The following is a 19,699-nucleotide window of genomic DNA, read 5'->3' on the forward strand; positions in this document are numbered from 1 at the left end:
GATGCCCTTACTCATTTGGACACATTTACCAGTATTTTCACCAAAAAACTCATGATATGTTTATTTAGTCGAGTACGTCATTACTTGACGATTACCCTTAGAAGCCCCGCAGACAATCGGGGTTTCTTTTATTTTAAAAACGATTTTGTTCACTTTTATAGCTTACAATTCCTCATAGTTGTATTTTTCTTCTAGGACTTTTATAAAGTTAAAGTGTCCATCGAGATAACAATCATTGATATAACCCCCAAAATATATTTCATTAACTTCGCTTAAAGTAAAATATTCATTTTTTCATTCAACAAAGTTCATAACATATTCTTTTCCTCTGGTAAAATAATGATTAGGTGCCTCACGCGCATTTTATCCACTGGAAATAACACCTTTTATGTACTTAATTATTAGAAACTTCATTTTTACTCCTTCTGCAATAGCAATTTTGTTCACTTTTTCGATACATTTATGAAACATTCATATGTTATCTTCAGTACGTTCTATTCTTTTTATAAAACCGTGTGAGATATACCAAAACAAGAAGCCCTAGAGCCCTAACTCTAGGGCTTCTTCGTTTAAATACGGATTTTATACACTTTTATTATTTTCACAAACTTTTATATTCATTATACTTAATATATAAATTAATTTATAATATCTTTATGAAACATCACGTGTTTCAAATACAACATTTTTTGATGGTCTCTTATCTTTCCGTAAGGGGTCTTTTTTTATAACTATTTTGTTTGATTTCCTTACGTAATATCCTTAAATCACTTGAAGCAAAGAGTAAGACTGCAAAGTTAACAGATGAAGAGAAGAAGGAAGCACGTATATTTTAAAGAAATTATCGGATGATCTTGATAAAACAGAGTAATAAACTTAGTCGGATCATTACAGATATAGTAATTTTAAAAAAAAGGGGGCTACGGCACACCTTTTTTATTTCCTTTCGACAATATATGACAATATAAAGATAAATAATTTGTTATTATATTTAAGGATTTATTTACATTAGGAGGAATGAACAACTATGTTTAAAAGATTAGCAGTATTACTTATTGGAGCTCTATTATTATTTGGTTTATCCGCTTGTGACAGCGTTAAATCAATGACAAGTAATGCCACGGTTGGTAAGGTAATTGAAGAATTTAAAGCTGCAGGATTAGAAGCTGACAATCCTAGTGACCTACCAGAAAAAGAATTTGGAAATACTAGAAAAGAAGCAAAACGCATTCTTGTTCCAGCATTAGGTGAAGATAGTGGTGGTAGAATATTTGAGTTTAAAAACAAAGAAGATCTTGAGAAAGCTAAGAAATACTATGACGATTTAGGTAATGGTAATCAGATGCTATTCTCTCATACTTACGCAAAAGGTAACTTCCTTATACAAATGAATGGTGATATGGAAGATGCCCAATTTAACAAATATAAAGAAGTTATGGACAAAGTAATTAAGTAAGTTAAAGAATCCGCTTTCATTTATATAAAAACATGTTAGAATTATCTTTGGATGGGAGTCCAATACATATTATTAAAATTAAAGTGGTTCAAGTCGGAGGAAGGCACCTTAGGGTGTCTTTTCTTTATTTTCAAACGGACCTGCTCAATTAATCCTTAAAAACATAAGGTAAAGTGAATCCATTAAAATACATGAATGACCTTAATTTTCCCCTCCTACTCAAAGGAGAGATTAAAATGGGCTTTGGTGGTAGTTGCGGTAGTTGTGGCGGAGGATTTGCCTTATTAGTTGTTTTATTTATTTTATTAATCATTGTTGGAGCTTCTTGCTTCTGCTAAAAAACTATCGGAAAAGGCACTCTTATATGGGTGTCTTTTCTTTTGGTTATTGTTTTATTTATAAAGTGCTTGAATTTAAAAAAGACATAGAATAGAACCTAATATGATAATCCTAATAAATCAATAATATCAATGATTTTCTTATCTTCTACTCTACAATAAAGCTTTGTACCCTTGCGCTCGATAATTACCATATTACCTTTAGTTAGTTTGCGTAAATGTTGTAAAATCATAGGTTCCGAAATATGCGTCGCAGCGTTCAACTGGGAAACTGTCAAAGTCCCACTTACAGTCAATTCACGTACAATTAATAAACGACTTAAACTGCCTAATAATTCTAAGATTTCCGCACCACTTTCATAATTACTGGAATTCATATTGAAATCGCCTAACATACTATTCATCCCCCTAATATTAATACAAATACTAGCTCAAATAGTTTAACATAAAAACAGGAAGTATTCTCCTAATAATTTCTATAAAAATGTAAAAATTTCAGGTTTTTGATGGTTCAAGTCGGGGAAGGCACCTTAAGGTGTCTTTTCTTTATGAATATGAGATACGGGGAAAAATAGGCCATAGGACAGAAGTGTAGTCTGAAAATTCTAAACTATCTTTTTATTTACTTTTGACATAATAAACAATATAAAGATATTCACTATGTTATTATTACGTTGCAATCTTAAATTTTACATAGTTGGAGGAACAAACGTGGGAAGAATCATAAAAAAAACATTGAATTACTGAAGTATTCTGTCCTCAACATTACATCAGATTTGCATCAGATTTATTAATCGTAAATACATTTCACGTTCTTTTTTCAACTTTTCTAAATAATTGTGAGCAGCATGAAAAACATCAAAAAATTGATTAAGAAAAAGCACTGCCAAAATCTTCAGCAATGCTTTTCTATTAAACGTATCATGATAATGAAAATCTATTTTCTTTTATTTATAAGTACTGTCGGTTCATATATATTTACTTTAATTTCAAGATACGTTCTATTTCTTCCACACTCAACTTACTTGCTTTTGCAATAGTTTCAAGCGGTACACCAATTTCATACATCCCTCGAATCATCTGCATCTTACCTTGCTCAATACCTTTTTCCATGCCCTCTTGTTCTGCATGGGCTAACTTAGCTTGTTCATCTAGAAGTAATTTCTCTCGAGCTTCATATGCTGTTCGGAAAGAAGAATCATGGCTCATATTTTCCCATTTATTTATTGCCTTTTGTAAAATTGGATCTTGATTCATCGCAATCTCCTCCAATGTTTGAGTTAAATGTTCATCTTCATGTGCTGGTAATAATAACATCCAACGAACAAATGTATTTTCCCACGGGTTTACTTTTTCTTCACGCCATTGTTTTACCAATTTTGGTATCTCTACAAAATGGATTTCAATGTCGTCACTTAATAGTTGCTGCATTTTAGGATTCCATAATTGTCCGATAGTATGAAATGCATCATCCTGAGAAAATAAAATAAAATCTAGTAAGTTAATGGTAATGGTTTTCCGAAGTGAACGATATGGCATTCCTTCTTGCATTTGGGATGTATAAAGTTTACTCCAGTAATATAAAGATCGCTTTACCATATCATGTGTATTTCGAAGCTGAATTTCAATATTTACTTGCGTTCCATTATCCAGCGTTGCTAATAGGTCTAAAATCGATAACTTATCATCTTCATAAGATTTATGGAGATGTGGATCATCTAATTGTAGTGAAGTAATAGGTGCATCTAAAGATTCCTCTAAAATTGCATTTAGGAAACCCATTAAAATTTCTTCATTTCCTTTTGTTCCAAATAACTGTTTAAAAGCAAAATCAATGCGTAAATTCACTAATTTAGTGGACATGGATTTCCTCTCCCTGTCTATATCATATCTTATTACTATTGTACATAAAAAAAGGTAGCACATGCAAACAGGCTCTTATGTTATCAGGTTGTCTAAACCTATAAAAACTTGTGATTCCGATAAAAAGCAATTGCAAATAACTTCGTTTTGTGCCAAACCCTTTATTATTCGTCTATTCCTTGATCACATTATTATCAAACTAAAACTTACTTTGCTAATTCAAAATAAGTATATTTAACCAACTTATCTCTTAACCTGTTTGTCCAATAATTGTTTAATTCGTGTATATGATTTAGATTTCCCCCTTGTAATTCCTCTAAATTATTATCTCTAGAAATCTCTTGCACCCCACACTCAAAACATTACGATTATATATATTTGCATTCTCTTCAATATTTCCGACTACCTCTCTCCAAGAATCCATGTCGTTGAATTCTTCATCTAATTGTTAATCTTTGTTAAGATTTTCGTATGCATTTATGCAACATTATATATAGTGATCTAAACTTGCACGCGGTGGCAAATGTAAAGATAAAAAAGTTGTTTAGTCTTGACGCAAAAAAATACAATAACCATCTGTCTATGTAAATGACAGATGGTTATTAAATTCGTTTGAAAATCTAGTTGCGTCATAGAGAATAGGTTTTTGGGTGAATAATAAAGTTTCTTAATTTGTGAGCCAAATAATGAAAATGAACACTCATAATAATAAAGGATTTGCGTTTAAACCCCATACACTAGATTATTTAACTTTTATTTAAAAATATAAGAGCCTCGTTACAAATCATATTGTAGTAAGGCTCTTTAAAGTTGTTTAATTTTTAATCTTTTAAATGTGTTTGTAGACAAAAATCAGTAATAAAATTATTTAAATCTAGTTCAACTAAAGAACCTTTTAGTTTAAGTGTAATTCTTCACAAATCATTGAGATTCTTCTTCGTCTAAATAATTAAAATTACCATCAATTAGATCCTGTAAATACTCATCAAAACTGTTTGCAATCACTTCATATTCATCCGGGTCGTGTAAAAAACGAATTATTTGACCACATACACCTTCATCAGAAGGGTTAAAATCAATATACAACTTTGATGTTCCACCATTGTTTATACAATCTGAAAAGTGAATATACTTTCCAGGGAGAAGCCCTTCTGGATTTATCTTAGAGTCAACAACATCCTCGTCATCTTGGTATTCTAAAAGATAGGAGACGTCTTCTTCTTCTTTTGAACTTTCGAGCATCTGCTGTGTAGAAAGCAAATAATATGGATACTCTTCAACATCTGAGCCTAAAATACATACCGCAACTTTGTTTTCCCCATATTTCCGCCAATATGTACCATCGATATTTTCAAGTAAAGAGATTAGTGATTCTGGACAATTTGGATATTCTGACCTTAATGTATCAATATTCTCTTTTGTAGCACCGTACGCTTTATTTATTGCCTCGAGATCATCTGTTGATAATGCTGCTCTCAAGCCGTTTAAAAATTCGTTTACCAAATCCATTATTTCGTCCTCCCAATAATAAAATATAAAATTTTTTATTAGTCTATATACCTAACATAAATAAGATTTGACCTTTAACTGTTTTCACATCTAATTTAATTAGTACCATTACGCTCTAGCTCTTCTTGATTAAAATATTGTTCAAGTAGCTCTTTACCTGTTTTGATTGTTGTATAGTACTCTCCACCATACAGTTTCCCTTCTAATGGATGGTGAAAATCTTCGTATTTCTTAAAGTCTTCATTTTCTTCAAATGATTTCTTTGCAAGGTCCATGTCTTCTGCTTCTATTTTAGCAAACAATCTACCTATATCGAATACACCGTCTTCATCAATACTCTCTTCTAAAAGATAGTGTCTTTCTTCCTCTATAGGTGTTAGTTTACTTTTTGTAACAGAATATAAATGTTTCGTTTCTTCTACTTCTACCATAATGAAAATCCAACCTACTCTTACAACTGTACATGGTGCCAATCCTTCTAATGTCATTGCAACTACCTTTTGGTCTTTCACAAATTTCCCCATCTTACATACCCCTTAATTTGTTTATTTTATTCTGTTTAAAGGTCAAAATATTTTCAACGTGATGATACATATCTATAACCATATAAAACAGTAATTCCCTTTACTACAATTGTATTTTCTTCAATACTTTTCACTATCGATTTTCCTGTTAAACGATTCATATGTTGAATATAAATAGCAAATTCTATAGGTTCCTTTTTTTGTTTTGCTTCTTCAAAATAATATAGTTCTTCTTCATCGGCACTTAACTCTAACTCCCAATCTTCAAAGTTAGTTTTATGTATGGATAGTGCATGAGATTCAGGCGATCCTATTTCATATTTTAAATCTTTAACAAACACACGGTCTAAGCCATGCCAGTTCCTTTTTCTTTAACAATCTGCCCCCATTTTTCCGATTTTTCACACTCTGAAATTACCAATATGTCTGCTTTAAGCGGTAATATTTTATTGATTTTCTTCCTAAATGCCCTGTCTGCATTCCATGCAACTATTTTCATTTACCCAGCTCCTATCTGTGACTACATAATATTATACAACCCATCAACACCCTAATATTTTTGTACATCCGAAATAATTGATACATACATATTCAAGTAAAAAAAGGTCATTGCAACAATGACCTTTATCTCTCATGTATTTACAACCTTTCTAACTATTCTTTGGTTTGTTTGCTGGAAAATTAAAAGCTTTAAAAACTTCAAAAATTACATGTTATTTTTGATAAACAATTATTTTATTAGTTCATTGATGTTATTACTGTTTTGAATTTTCTCTGACGTTAGCCAGCGTGAATAACTTGTTCTATCTTTGTTGGATAAAAATATATCAAATTTCTCGTTAAGTAGTTCTTCTTTAAAAATCGTGACCACCTTTGTCAGATCCTCCATTACATCGGGATCATTTTTATACTCCATAGAACTGTCATTAAAAACTATCGTAGCTTCATATTTTGGACATTTCCCTTCCTTCGGATCTGCACAAGTAATATCTTTAATTACAAAGCGGTCATTTTGAATTTCTTCTAATCTTTCAAAGACTTTTGTTTGTGTTTTAATCAAATATGTCCAATAACTGCTTACTGTGTCTTTCATTGTTAGTAGAAGTTCTTCTTTCGTTATATCCTTTTGCACATTTTCGAAAGGAAGACCAATCGATTTACCATTATGATCCTCAATTTGAAGTTCTGTTATCTTTCTATTACTCTTTTGAATGAGTTGGAATAATGAATGTAAACGATCTAATTCTATTGTTTCAAATTGACTATAATCGATTTCCTTACTCGTTTTCAAGGTTAATAACAACTCATCTGTTGGTTTTCCTGCTGCATTGTTATAATCTACTATATATTGCAGAACATTTTTATTTTCAGATTCCTCGTAACCTAACTTTTTCATTTCTTCAAGAACAGGTTTGAATTTCTTATATTCCTCGTATGTGTTTTTCCCATATTCGTATTCATCACCTTGTATTGTGGAATAGAAGATGCCATTTACCTCTACACGAAATTGAATATTTTTATTATCTTTTGCTTGAACAGTATGGTATGTATGTCCCATATTTCCTTCATCTATCCCGCCCCAATCTGTTACAACAACATCGAACCCATGTTTTTCTTTTATATATTTTTTCACCTGATCTTCATTTTCATAATTGCATCCACTCAAACATAAGAAACATAACACTAACAACCATATATTTTTCATTCTTTTCATATAATCCCTCATACCCCTTCCTTACATAAGAAACGTTGCTTGCTAGAATACAGTATAAATATTAAAGTAAAGCAATCTTTTGAATAACGTACTTCATTCGTTCAATTAGAAAGAACTCACTCATTAAAACAAGTATTCAAAACAACCCTTTTCACTATAAAATGCCCCTATAGATATAAAAATCCAAAGGGGCAAGACATGATGTCTTTGTTTTAACACCGATATTTTATTTCAAAGTTTCATTTAATTTGTATATCCAATAAGTCATTATAAATGCTTCTGTATTTCACAATATTTACGTCTATTTCCGTTAAGAGTATTCACTACATTAAGTAAAAATATTAATCCGAATGTACAAAATAAAAATGGATGTATCCATGTTCTAAAATTAACAAGACTAATAATAAGCATGATAATACAAATCATAGCTCCTATAGTATCTATGCTGAAAAACAGTTTGTTTTTTATAGTTTTCACAAAAATCCCCTTCTAAAGTTCACAAACATTTGTAATTTTCTATATAATAATACCATACAATTATGTTCCAAACCATAATTTAACATTTCATAACCCCTATTTGAACAGATTGAAGATCCCATTTTTTACAACGTCATATCTTTCTTTAAACATAGTGACTTTATTTCTAATAAACAAATACATGTAGTTTTAAATATTGTTTCATCTTTTAATTTATTATTATTAAATCCGATGAAATTTTACGAGTATTACATTTATGTTCATACGGTGTATTAGTTCAATATATGTTCCAATTTCAAAAGCTTTGTAACGGAAAACATTACATACTTTATTCAATTCTTAAGAATCCTTAAGAATTTTCACCCTACTTTCTTTATGTGTTTATTTTAAACTATAGATAGCACGTTGAAATTTTGAACAAGTAAAATATACTGTTAAATATAGACTAGGAACAGATGGTTACGGAAAATACCGACGACCATTTGCAAGACTTTATATTCCTAATGTAGACTATTTTGTTTTAGAAGCAATCTTATTAACGATAGATAAAGTTTAATATATTAGGAATTATTTTAAAAAGGTTTGTATATCAATCTTTTGCTAAAATAGATATGAAATGGAACCTTAGAAATGTACTACTAGCGTATATCTATAACAGTTCAATATAAAAACAAGGGTGAATACTATGTCAGATAAAATTCTTATTGTTGATGATGATAAAGACATCAGAAATCTTATTTCTGTTTATTTAGAAAATGAAGGTTTGCAAACACAAAAAGCTGAAGATGCTATTGAAGCTTTGAAATTATTGAAAGAAAAAGAGTTTGATCTCATACTTTTAGATGTTATGATGCCTAACATGGATGGGATTGAAGCATGTTTGAAGATTAGGGAAGAACAAACGATTCCCATTATCATGCTTTCTGCAAAATCAGAAGATATGGATAAGATTCAAGGACTTACTTCTGGTGCTGATGACTATCTATCAAAACCGTTTAACCCACTAGAATTAATTGCTAGAGTTAAATCCCAATTAAGAAGACATAAAAAATATAACACTGACACGAACAAGAATAAAAACACTATCGAAATGGTAGGATTAACCATAAATACAGATACACGTCAAGTATGGGTGAAAAATCAAGAAGTGAGGCTCACTCCTAAAGAATTCGATATACTGGAACTTCTTGCTCGTAACAAAGGGATGGTATTAAGTGTAGAAAAAATATATGAAGCTGTTTGGAAGGAACAGTTTTATAAATCGAATAACAATGTAATGGTACACATTACAAAAATTAGAGATAAAATAGAAGAAGATTCTAAACACCCTATCTATATTAAAACCATTTGGGGAGTAGGATATAAAATATGAGGATGTTTCAATTTAAAAATAAATTGGCTGTAAAACTACTTTTTGCGGTAGGAATTAGCTTTATCACCTCATTTGGGGTGATAATAATAACTATCTTTACTCCAATATATAATGAACTCTCACCTTTCTATTCTATACTAACTTTTTTTTCAGTGATAATCTTCACTTTTATTGGAGTATTGCTGTTACTGCTGCGAAAAAAATTACTATATTTGAAACTTATTACCGAGAGTGTTCACAATATTGCTAATGGAGAACTAGGGTTAACAATCAGAATAGATAGCGGGGATGAATTGGCTCTTCTTGCACAAAATATCAATTATATGTCCAAAGAATTAGGGAATAAATTTGAATATGAAAGAAAATTAGAACGGACAAAAAATGAACTCATTACAAATGTATCTCATGATTTACGTACACCTTTGACATCTATCATTGGTTATTTAGATTTGTTAAAAAAGGGAAAATATAACGATGAAAAACAACTTCAAGAATATATTGAAACCATTTATTCAAAGTCGCAGAGACTGAAACATTCAATCGATGAGCTGTTTGAATATACTCGTGTTTCAAGTCCGGATGTTATGCTAAATCTCAATAAGGTTGATCTGACAGGTTTATTACAGCAAATAATAGGAGAATACATACCTATATTTGAAAAGAAAAGCTTACATGTCCAAACATCCATACCGAATGAAGAGATACTGGTTTTCATAGATATAGATAAAATGGTCCGCGTTTATGAAAATCTATTTATAAACGCGATAAAATACAGTTCAGAGCCATCTGAATTATCAATACATCTCGAATGTATTGATAATAATGTGATTTTGAAAATATCAAACACCACAGAAAGGCCTCTCTTAGGTGATATAAATAAAGTATTCGAACGATTCTTTACGGGAGAGAAAGCTAGAATGACTAAGCAGGGAACTGGTATTGGACTAGCAATCTCAAAAAGAATTGTGGACCTTCACAATGGTACCATTACTGCAAAATATATAGACGGACGGATGACTTTTGTTGTTGAACATCCAATACTTATGTACGGAAATTAAAATTCCGTGCTCCCTTTACGAAACACTTCATAAAATTCCTCAAAATTTTATGAAGTGTTTTTTGTTGTTGTAAATGTTTTAAATAGTATACACAGAGAAGCAAGAGAGAATATTTAGGCAGTGCTGGCTAAATGCTATCGTTCACTATACATAAAAAAAGACTATGTTTGATACAAAATAGTGTATTTGTTAGATATGATTGGAAATGTTTTTTTCTTTAGCAAATAATTCATATAGGACTCTTCTCACTCCCCTCCGCCCCCCTCCACTTTGATGTACATTCCCAAACTATAAAAAAATAAGGTAAGTTTGTTTGATCCAAAATAAAAAAAGACCAAATTTGTAACCTACCTAAAAATCTAAAATTTTATCTTTAGTGCGAAAGCTTTCTATTTTTTTCTTAAGAAAACTTAATAAATATATACAGGGTTTATTAAGAATTTCTATTTATAATTCAAACTATCTTACAAAATAATTATTAGGAGGTAAATATGATGAAAAAAGGCACACTGATTACTTTACATTATTTTAGCATTTTATTTACATCATTCTTCATTCCAAAGATTATGTACTATGTAACAGAAGACGCAGTGAAACATCATGCCTAAATGCAACGTTAATACAACTAAATCTATATACACATATATATAAATTGTGGATATTTTTATGCATTAGTGGAAAAACAACTATTCAATGTAATAGGAACCAATAGCTGTTTGGCTCCAAGGGTTCACAATAGAAAAAGAAACATAGGAGGATATAGATGTCAAAATCAGTTGTAGATGTGAAAAACATCCAAAAAGTATACGGTAAAAAAGGAGAGAACCAATCACACGCGTTAAAAGGTGTATCATTCTCCATTCAAGAGGGTGAATTTGTTGGTGTTATGGGACCATCTGGTTCTGGTAAAACGACATTATTAAACGTAATTTCAACGCTTGATAAAGCGACAGGCGGCGTTGTTGAAATTGCAGGAACGGATATTACGAAAATGAAGCAAGGTGAGCTTTCTGATTTCCGTTCACAAAAACTAGGATTCATCTTCCAAGATTTTAACTTGTTAGAAAACCTGTCTATTTATGAAAACATTGCACTTCCACTTTCACTTCAAGGTTTCTCATCACGAAGTATAGGAGCGAAAGTAGAAAAAGTAGCTGATATGTTAGGAATCTCAGCAATACTTCAAAAGTATCCATCTGAAGTATCTGGTGGACAAAAGCAGCGTTCCGCAGCAGCACGTGCGTTAGTTCATGAACCAGCAATTATTTTAGGAGACGAACCAACAGGAGCTCTTGATTCTAAAAATGCAGCTAGTTTACTAGATGCGATGACAAACTTAAATAAAGAGCAAGGCGTATCCATTATGATGGTTACTCATGATCCATATAGTGCAAGTTACTGTCAGCGTATTTTATTCATTCACGATGGTGAGCTATATAAAGAAATTTATCGCGGTGGTACACGTGAAGAGTTCTATAAAGAAATTTTAGACGTGCTTGCAAACTTAAGTACACAAAAAGTGTAAGGAAGGAAGTTCAATCATGTTATTTAAGCTTTCCATGTCAGGCCTAAAAAATAAGTTGCAAGATTACATTGTCTTACTTGTTGGTCTTATTTTCTCTATTTCAACTTTTTATATGTTTCAAACATTAGCACTCAATAAGGCGTTCCTTGAATCTAACTCTTCTATTAGGGATATTGTGTTTGTATTTAAAATTGGGTCCTTTTTGTTAGCGTTTATCACATTTTTTTATATTTTATATGCAAACTCTTTCTTATCATCTCTTCGCCAAAAAGAATTTGGTATGTATATGATGTTAGGAGCAAAAAAGCATAAAGTTACCTTACTTATGTTTATCGAAACAATTATATTAGGTGCCGCATCTCTTGTGATTGGAATTACAGTTGGTGTAGGGCTCGCAGAAGGTATCGGTCAGTTACTAATGAAACAATTAGAACTTCCTGTTAGTGGTTATCAAGCATTTTACATGCCATCTATGACGGTTACTTGCATCTTTTTCTTTGCATTATTTGTACTATCAGCAAGTATAAGTAGCATTAAGCTAGCGCGTTTTTCTGTATTACAACTTGTACATGCAGATGCACAAACAGAACGTGTCTCCATAAAAGGAAAAATGACAGTTGTAGTTGCAATCCTTGGTGTGATTTTATTGGGTATTGGTTATGCATCACTGATTTATATGTCACATGCAAACCCCCTAATTGGTCTGGGATTAATGGCCATTGGATTAATCACAGCAACCGTTGGTACTTACCTTATATTTGGATCACTTCTCCCAGTTATGATTAACAAGTTAAAGAGTAATAAAAAACGTAGTGAAAAAGGCCTTAATGCTTTTACTTTTGCACAATTAAATTTCCGCATTAATGGCCTAACAAATGTGCTTGCAACAGTAGCAATCTTAGTGGCTCTTGGTGCTGGTGGAATCGCGTGTGGTATGGCATTTAAAAACAACGTAATAAAAATGGTTAATGGTAGTGAAATTTACGATTCAGTCGTTCATAATCCAACAGCTAAAGAAAAGAAAATTTTAAATACTATATCATTTACAGAGAAGCTTGAATATCATTACAAAATAGATGGTCAGTCTATTTACTATTTAAAAGATGATTTAGAGAAAAATCGTCCTTTAGTAGAAAAAAATGGAAGCGAAAGAGAAGATTATGGGAAAACAAAGAGAGTGTCAGAAGAGCTGCCAATTGGTGAAAACATGAAGAAGTCACCGCAACAATGGGGTGAAGCGTTCCAGACAATCCAGCCATATTATATGTATCCTGATCATGAAATAAAAATTGTAGACAAAAACTTGTACCATAGTATAAAGGGCCGAGAAAGTACTGTGTTTATTGGGAAAACAGATGATTTTAAATCATATTTAAAAGAATGGAAACAACTTGACGAATTACAGTTAGCGAAATATACAAGTATAAAACCTGAAGAACTGAAGAGTAAATATCGAATGTATAATTCTTTTCATGGTATGTTCAGTGGATTAATGTTCATGGGCTTTTTCGTCGGAATTGCGTACTTAGCAATGATGGCAAGTTGCCTGATGTTTAAAATTTTGTCTGGTGCATCCAAAGATTGCACACGTTATCAAATGCTTCGTAAAATCGGTGTACGCCGAGAATTATTAACACAATCGATTTATAAGGAGTTATTCTTTGTGTTCTTAGTCCCAGCAGTTGTTGGCATTGTTCATGTATTAGTTGGTATGAACATGTTCGGAGTCATTTTGATTGATCCATATTTTCGTATTTGGTTACCAATTGTTATTTTCGTAGTGATTTACTCAATTTATTACTTCATTACAGCTCAATTGTATAAAAGAATCGTACTTCCGAAAGAAGAATGATGTAAAGTGTTATATATTGTTTTGGAATAAAATTTAATCAGAAATGTTTTACAAACCTCTATTTGATAAGAAGCAAAAGGAAGCCATTTTGAAAAAGATTGATTAAAATGGCTCCCTACTTTGTGAAGAATTATACAATTTTTGTAAAAAAGTTTAATCAAAGTATTGCTGCAAATATTGATTTCATAAAATAGAAGAAACCCACACACTTTGAAAAAGTTTGATCAAAATGTGCGGGTTTTAATTTTGAATTCCTTTAGTTTTTATAAAAAAGATTAATCATTTTATGTGTTCTACTTACGTATTACGACATGATCTAACTATTCTGGTTTGTTTTTTGGTAAATTAAAATCTTTAAAAACTTCTAAATGTACTCCAGTAATTTGCCCCTCTATAAAATCGATAAATTTATTAATCTCTATATCAGGTGCCTTTGAATTGAGAGTGAAATCATAAGAAACAATAGCTTTAGCACCATCAATGTCATAGTATGTTAGATTAAATTTCGGATGATTTTCTACTCCTTTGACTAGTTCATCAAAAAAGTCTTTAATTGAGAAACCATACACCTTTGGCCCCTCTCTCTCTTCAATCACTTCTACTTTAAGTTTCACATCTTCAATTTTAGTAATATTTATTTGAACTTTCTTCATAAGAGCAGTTTTTGGTTCGCCATAATTTACAAGTGCATACGTAGTATTCATTTCAAGTTGTCTTAAATCCATGTTCATCGCTGCATCTCTTGATAAAAATACTTTCACAATTATATCCCCCTCTCTAAACTATTTAACAAATAAACACCGATTATATTAGCCCGTTAAACATTGCTACCAAACAGGGACTTATCATTTTAGCCAAGAAGGCTCTTTCCTCAAAGAATGTGAAGTGGTTGAATGGAAAATGAATTTCGGTTTGGCATAGCCAAAACATTTGATAAACTAGCTATATGAAGTTCTTTGATAACTTGATATATGAGGTTGCAAGAAGTAAACAGGGTGCGAAAACCAATCCATCCGGTTCCTGTGTAAAATATCAACAGTACTAAGAGAGCGTCAAAGCGTTGGACATCTAGGGAGGCCCCAAAAGTAACACTTAGAGAGATGAAAGATTACTTTCTTCGCGGAACTGAGAGGTTCCCACATCATACTTTGGTAAGTGGCGATTAGTTCACCGCTCCAATAGTTCCTTTGTTTTTCCCCTAACGTCACGATAGCTTACTCCATAAACTCAACGTGAAAAGTCATTAATAAAATATTGAATTGCTGAGGAATTCAATCCTCGACATAAAATCAGATTTGCATCAAAAATGTAACCCTCATTTTCCTGGTATTGCCCTTTATTAAGTCTTTGTCTTATAAATAATTCTGCAACAATTAAATTTGGTACCCACGCTAATCAAGCAATAACAGCGTAACTAAGGTCAAACTGCTCTACTCCAAATAGCAATACAAACAAAGGTAGCCAAATTCTTAATGTAACTGCCGCAAAGGTTAAGGAATAATTTCTAATCATCCAATTTCGATGGTCTTGAATTTTCTTATTCTTAACTCTATTTAATGGTTGATATGCTGATGTTAGCCAAAATACGGATAACAAACCGAAACCAAGCTTTGCTACCAATCCCCCCATAGCGTAAAAGGATAAGTACAGTCCTGAAACGCCGCCTAATAATATACCAATCATATAGATTCTTCCAACTATTCGATGAAGGTTGATATTCTTTCCTCTAAATTTTGCGGATAATGTAAACTGACCGATTACTAACGCTACTATACTAGTTGTAATATTTATAAATAACATAATGTACCAAAAAATACTTAATTTAGAAACGAACATAAGCTTCATTTTGACCAGCCCTGTTTGAAATCCATCCATAATAAGATATTGGACAACAACATAACTAGCTACTAAAATAGCTAAAAAAGTAAATATAAACCAAATTTTCCTGTTCAAATTTACTTCCTCCTTGCTACATTTAGGGACAGTAGATTATACATTACTTTTCATTCTAGTAATGAGTAGAAAAGCCTTCTTTAATTATCTATTCAACACATTGTTTTTTCATTAAAACAACTCTAATTGAAATCTATAAAAAATGAAATTAGATATATCTCAAACAAAAGTTGAGCTGTGCATATCGATTCATCGTTAGAACAACAAAAAGCTGCTTCAGCATATTAACCTGAAGCAGCTCTTGTTATCTCAAAAATGGTAAAGGTGCTTGCTGAATTCCGTTTTGAGTTGAGATATAAAAAGATTTTGCGAATCCCTCACTGTGAATGCATTCATCTATTACAAGCATTATAGGAATTTTTCTTAAGTCTAACATTAGCTCCTTTCTAACGTGTTCTGCTAAAGCGAGATTAGATATAGATAATATAAAAATTCCAGGTAAACTCTTTGTGTTTTCGAAGTTCAATAAATTATTTGGTCCATTTTGAATTTGATCTTCCCAAATTTTCAATCGCGATTTTAAATGTTGTGCATATTGCTGACCTTGTTGTACCCTTTCAAATATGAAGTTTTGATTTCCAATTGGAGTTTTAATTTCTCCAACAACAATTGGATTATAACCATTACCAGTACCTTTTAGCTTTGGATACCAGCACCAGTTTTTTAATAGCTGTTGGCCTACTGCAAACTCATATTTTATTTGATTCATAGTGACAAATCTTTGTACCCCTGCTACTCCAAGCCTTAACCACTGTTCTGGCTTTAAAGAATAGTTTGTATTACGATTATGATAAGCCCACATCATCAAATGACCAGCAGTATTTAAAGTGATTGGAGCAGAGGTTTTGGGTTGATCTGGAAATAGCCCCGATTTTATTTCCCATCTACTAACAAATCCATACAGTACCAGTTTTTTCAGCGATTCTGAAACCTGTGACCTACTAATTTTAGATTCCACAAAATTTTTAATTTGAGCTTCAGTAGTCGCTAATGAATCCCAAATAAGCTTTAGTATTAAATTGTCTTTTTCATTTATAAAACCTGAATTAATTCTGTCATATATACTACGTAAATCTGTGAGGGGTTTAAATTTATCTGGAAGAATTGGTCCCCCCTGTAAAGAGGGGTCATCCCAAAGTGATAACGATTCGTCCCTATTAAGCCAATATTGAACCGCCTTTCCATTCTCTTGTACGGAAACCTGCGGCGCACTCATTAGTTATATAAAAACGCCGTTGGATCGTTAACTTTTTTGCGTCCAAATGGAAACTTAAAGATAACCCCCGACCCTCTCTCTTTTTCCACATCCACACTTACAATTCTCATACTTACTACGTCATCCAATACTGGCTGTTCGATTGTTTTAGGGACAATTCCTTTAATTGTGCAGCCTTGGTCCAATTCAACAAAAACACCAAAACGCGGGTCAACATTTACAACCCTTCCTACAATTGTATCCCCTTCAGCTAATTCAGATAATAACTGATAAGGATTTTCCACGGCAGCTTTTCTAGAAACGTGGATTAGTCGCTGTTCTGGATTAAATTGTAGAACCTTAACTGGGATACGTTCACCAATTGGTGCATAGCGATCCACAGCGTTTTTATACACTCTTCCATAGTTTAGTTCATGTAATTTCATGAAGCATTCCGCACCATTGATGCGTAAGAATATAGTAGGAACCTGAGCATTCATGTTATATCCAGTTACCTCAGCTTTGTAAGTAGGTACTTGAAGTCTTTCATCTTGCTCCAATTCTATTAACTCACGAATTAACGCATCTGCCGATCTCCTGCTAGCTTCTTTTACTGAAACCTGTACTTTATTTATATCCAGTTCATCAGACATTTGTGTAATTACTACATTAAAAATATTACCTGTGAATTGAGTAATACTTCTAAAAGAGTAATCAGAGAAGTCTTCTTTTTTACAAATACCTATAATCTTACCATTTTCAAGGGCAAACTCAGCATATTCAGCATCTGGATCGTCTTTATCGTGTCTTTTAACCGTTCTCAATACTGCTTGAATTGGCTCTTTATATCTACGTAGTCCCTGTAGCTTTTCATAAGTTTTTGAATCCATAAAAATATCTCCTCTCCCTTGTTCAATATTTATAAAGTTCAAAAATAATACTTCTACTTGAATTATTGTTACTTTTAACTAAGAAACTAAGTTTTTTAGAAATTTCCCCTAAAATTTTTAATTGTTTTTTATATTAGACCTGTCACTTACTTTATTTATAGGGATTAACGTTAATGTTCCATATGTATTTAGGATTGGTAATTGTGTTATAATTTAAAGAAGAGGGAGGTTGCCCTCCCCTTGTTTTAGCGTCTTGTGATTCATTTGCTTCTTGGTAGGTTGCGACGAACCACAGGGCTTTTATTTTATTATTTTCTATCCTTTCTTCATTTTTCTCTTCTCTTAATTCCTTCGTTTTTTCTATTATGTCCAGAATGTTTTTAACAAGTTGTATAACAAGCAATTAAAGAATTACAATTCAATCACTATCATGTTCTTCATTCTATTATATTTGCATTATAATATTAAACAATCCGTATATTTAAAGCATCTGAAGTGGCTTGTGCTACGGTTTGGATTAATCCTTAATCAGGAATGTGTTGTTGTCTAATAAAAATAGGGCCGTTACTTCCACGTTCTTGAGGGATTTGTGTCATTCCTGTATACGTTTCATTTTCAATAAATAATGAGCGAATACTATCGTAATTCCATGCGTTACTTTCAACTAATTGTGCCCATGCATCATAAAGATCACGACTGCCACGTACTGCAGCCATAAAATTATGTTGCGAGCCTCCACCAATTAATCGATCACCCGATAATTTAAGCTGCCGTCTAATAGTTTCCTCTGTTTTAGAAAAAACGTTAAAGGAAATCTTATTATCATTAGCTAAATTTACTGCTGTCGCAATAGAAGGACTACTGTTTGGCATATTCGTTCCCGCTTCAAGAACAAGCACGGAAGTAAATTTATCATCCGTTAATTTTTTAGCAATTACCCCTTCGGCAGTACCGGCACCAATTACGATGTAATCAAAAATATATTTTTTTGACATGCTATTATTCCTTTCAATATAAAAATTTAAAACAACAAATTCAAGTCCAATATACTATTAACATATTGGACTAGCTGCCTGTACTTATGAAGGAGATTAATAGTTTAGAAAAGGCTTAGTTCTTATAATGAGACGTTATGTTAACTAATTTTGAATATCGTATACAGACTAAAAACAGAAAAAATGTCCTGTTGTGTAGGTTGTTTTTTCTGTTTTTTGATGATAGTTGTTAACTGATGTCTCACATTTCAAAAAAACAAATTTTTTGTTTGCTTGTCCACACCATTTCACCTCTTTATGAATTTTATAGTATTAAAGGAGGTGAAAAGAATGAATGAAGATATTATTTCAATTGGGGCAAATTGTATAGTGAGAATTAGAAACAGATTCTTTCTTCTAGTAGAAATTGAAGTGGAAGTTGGAAATGTAGCCATAGAGGAATTTGTTTTTATTCGAATATCTGAGCAAGAAGCTAGAACATTGTTAGCAGCGGGTATTCAACGTTGTACTATTTCTAATTGTATTCCTAGGTCTCATGATGATTTAGAAGTAGAATTCATTTGTGTTTTAATCGTGGGTGGGGAAGCATTTGCGGTTTTTGATGTAGAAGACGATGTTGATGAAGCTGTACTTGTTCCAATTTCATTAAGAGAAGCCGAGCGTTTAATCTGTAGAGGAGCAAGACGATGTACAGTTATTAATAGATAAGAGTAAGCCTTTTTGAGCGCTAAAGAGGTTTCATTTTGTGTGACTTCTTTTAAGGATGATGATGTAAATATGAATATCCTCCAGAGTACTTAACTGGAGGATATTTTTGTAGACTTCTAGATGTATTAACTACCAATAATAGGACGTTATGTTAACCGAATATGTATAAGATATACATCATGAATTTTATTAGGCGTAAACCAAACATTCAAGCCAAAGTACTAGATTTGAATACATATAATTATATTAAATTTCGAAAAAAGGAGATGA

At 31.8% G+C, this 19,699-nt stretch carries 16 protein-coding genes and 3 pseudogenes; 7 read left to right on the forward strand and 12 right to left on the reverse strand.

Going from position 1 to position 19,699, the window contains the following annotated elements:
- Positions 1-1,027: 1,027 nt before the first annotated feature.
- Together DPQ31_RS27425 and DPQ31_RS27430 are read left to right on the forward strand one after the other, a co-directional pair.
- A complete protein-coding gene (locus DPQ31_RS27425; RefSeq protein WP_097926718.1) occupies positions 1,028-1,456 on the forward strand; it encodes a stress protein in 429 nt (142 codons plus the stop codon).
- 236 nt (positions 1,457-1,692) lie between these two features.
- Positions 1,693-1,794: a YjcZ family sporulation protein gene (locus DPQ31_RS27430; RefSeq protein WP_079995239.1), complete on the forward strand. Its 102-nt coding sequence runs from the start codon at positions 1,693-1,695 to the stop codon at positions 1,792-1,794.
- A gap of 98 nt (positions 1,795-1,892) precedes the next feature.
- Here the strand turns inward: DPQ31_RS27430 and DPQ31_RS27435 are convergent, their stop codons facing one another.
- The 7 genes and pseudogenes from DPQ31_RS27435 to DPQ31_RS27465 form a co-directional block, all read right to left on the reverse strand.
- Positions 1,893-2,189 (reverse strand): ArsR/SmtB family transcription factor, encoded by a 297-nt coding sequence (locus DPQ31_RS27435; protein WP_000900156.1) that lies wholly within the window; start codon positions 2,187-2,189, stop codon positions 1,893-1,895.
- 583 nt (positions 2,190-2,772) lie between these two features.
- Positions 2,773-3,657 carry an Rpn family recombination-promoting nuclease/putative transposase gene (locus tag DPQ31_RS27440; RefSeq protein ID WP_061530279.1) on the reverse strand — a complete coding sequence of 295 codons (885 nt, stop codon included), beginning with the start codon at positions 3,655-3,657 and terminating at the stop codon, positions 2,773-2,775.
- 921 nt (positions 3,658-4,578) lie between these two features.
- Positions 4,579-5,166: an SMI1/KNR4 family protein gene (locus tag DPQ31_RS27445; RefSeq protein ID WP_208731276.1), complete on the reverse strand. Its 588-nt coding sequence runs from the start codon at positions 5,164-5,166 to the stop codon at positions 4,579-4,581.
- 95 nt (positions 5,167-5,261) lie between these two features.
- Complete coding sequence (locus DPQ31_RS27450; RefSeq protein ID WP_208731277.1) at positions 5,262-5,690, reverse strand: hypothetical protein; 429 nt, start codon at positions 5,688-5,690, stop codon at positions 5,262-5,264.
- A gap of 53 nt (positions 5,691-5,743) precedes the next feature.
- Complete coding sequence (locus tag DPQ31_RS27455) at positions 5,744-6,031, reverse strand: transposase (protein ID WP_208731278.1); 288 nt, start codon at positions 6,029-6,031, stop codon at positions 5,744-5,746.
- 20 nt (positions 6,032-6,051) lie between these two features.
- Positions 6,052-6,189: pseudogene (locus tag DPQ31_RS27460) on the reverse strand (endonuclease/exonuclease/phosphatase family protein); the annotation flags it as partial.
- Positions 6,190-6,420: 231 nt separating this feature from the next.
- Positions 6,421-7,404: a type 2 periplasmic-binding domain-containing protein gene (locus tag DPQ31_RS27465; protein ID WP_208731279.1), complete on the reverse strand. Its 984-nt coding sequence runs from the start codon at positions 7,402-7,404 to the stop codon at positions 6,421-6,423.
- 1,162 nt (positions 7,405-8,566) lie between these two features.
- Between DPQ31_RS27465 and DPQ31_RS27470 the strand changes: the two genes are divergently transcribed.
- The 4 genes from DPQ31_RS27470 (at position 8,567) to DPQ31_RS27485 (ending at position 13,688) form a co-directional block, all read left to right on the forward strand.
- Entirely contained in the window at positions 8,567-9,253 is a 687-nt protein-coding gene (locus DPQ31_RS27470; RefSeq protein ID WP_098711883.1) for a response regulator transcription factor, read from the forward strand.
- Entirely contained in the window at positions 9,250-10,311 is a 1,062-nt protein-coding gene (locus tag DPQ31_RS27475; protein ID WP_208731280.1) for a HAMP domain-containing sensor histidine kinase, read from the forward strand. Before DPQ31_RS27470 ends, DPQ31_RS27475 begins: the two co-directional genes overlap by 4 nt.
- A 763-nt stretch (positions 10,312-11,074) precedes the next feature.
- Positions 11,075-11,836 (forward strand): ABC transporter ATP-binding protein, encoded by a 762-nt coding sequence (locus DPQ31_RS27480; protein WP_208731281.1) that lies wholly within the window; start codon positions 11,075-11,077, stop codon positions 11,834-11,836.
- 16 nt (positions 11,837-11,852) lie between these two features.
- Positions 11,853-13,688: an FtsX-like permease family protein gene (locus DPQ31_RS27485; RefSeq protein ID WP_208731282.1), complete on the forward strand. Its 1,836-nt coding sequence runs from the start codon at positions 11,853-11,855 to the stop codon at positions 13,686-13,688.
- Between the two features lie 320 nt (positions 13,689-14,008).
- On the opposite strand, the gene DPQ31_RS27490 is transcribed toward DPQ31_RS27485, so the two are convergent.
- The 5 genes and pseudogenes from DPQ31_RS27490 to DPQ31_RS27510 form a co-directional block, all read right to left on the reverse strand.
- Positions 14,009-14,449: a hypothetical protein gene (locus DPQ31_RS27490; RefSeq protein ID WP_208731283.1), complete on the reverse strand. Its 441-nt coding sequence runs from the start codon at positions 14,447-14,449 to the stop codon at positions 14,009-14,011.
- Between the two features lie 541 nt (positions 14,450-14,990).
- Positions 14,991-15,641 (reverse strand): annotated as a pseudogene (locus tag DPQ31_RS27495) (DUF2306 domain-containing protein); the annotation flags it as partial.
- 244 nt (positions 15,642-15,885) lie between these two features.
- The gene (locus DPQ31_RS27500; RefSeq protein WP_208731284.1) at positions 15,886-16,857 is read right to left on the reverse strand and encodes a hypothetical protein; all 972 of its coding nucleotides are present in this window, start codon (positions 16,855-16,857) and stop codon (positions 15,886-15,888) included.
- Positions 16,857-17,726 carry an RNA-binding protein gene (locus DPQ31_RS27505; RefSeq protein ID WP_208731285.1) on the reverse strand — a complete coding sequence of 290 codons (870 nt, stop codon included), beginning with the start codon at positions 17,724-17,726 and terminating at the stop codon, positions 16,857-16,859. Before DPQ31_RS27505 ends, DPQ31_RS27500 begins: the two co-directional genes overlap by 1 nt.
- A gap of 527 nt (positions 17,727-18,253) precedes the next feature.
- Positions 18,254-18,721: pseudogene (locus DPQ31_RS27510) on the reverse strand (GMC family oxidoreductase N-terminal domain-containing protein); the annotation flags it as partial.
- A gap of 330 nt (positions 18,722-19,051) precedes the next feature.
- Here DPQ31_RS27510 and DPQ31_RS27515 point away from each other — a divergent pair.
- Entirely contained in the window at positions 19,052-19,429 is a 378-nt protein-coding gene (locus tag DPQ31_RS27515) for a hypothetical protein (RefSeq protein WP_001001283.1), read from the forward strand.
- Positions 19,430-19,699: the final 270 nt, after the last annotated feature.

Origin of the sequence: Bacillus sp. COPE52 (genome assembly GCF_003355115.1) — a bacterium.
Classification (GTDB): domain Bacteria; phylum Bacillota; class Bacilli; order Bacillales; family Bacillaceae_G; genus Bacillus_A; species Bacillus_A toyonensis.